The organism is Achromobacter sp. ACM04 (assembly GCF_014851465.1).
GTDB lineage: Bacteria > Pseudomonadota > Gammaproteobacteria > Burkholderiales > Burkholderiaceae_B > Achromobacter > Achromobacter aegrifaciens.
The window spans coordinates 1-255 of record NZ_JACUZS010000030.1; the positions used below are offsets into that span (position 1 = coordinate 1).

General features: G+C 51.0%; 1 rRNA gene. It reads left to right on the forward strand.

From position 1 onward, the window contains the following. A 23S ribosomal RNA gene (locus IB259_RS31290) occupies positions 1-99 on the forward strand; the annotation flags it as partial. Positions 100-255: the final 156 nt, after the last annotated feature.

The window sequence follows — 255 nt, forward strand, 5'->3', positions numbered from 1 at the left end:
CTGAAGGGTCGTTCGAGACCAGGACGTTGATAGGTCGGGTGTGGAAGCGCAGTAATGCGTTAAGCTAACCGATACTAATTGCCCGTGAGGCTTGATCCTATAACACTGATGGTTATGACCTGGTGATGTAGCGTTCCAAGTGTCGTTCAATACAAAATCTGGCTGCACCGTCAGCAGCCAGCCAACACCAATTACACCCCACCGTGCGTGATCATCGAGTCTGACTCTGATCGCCACGCGTTGTGTTTCTTCCAA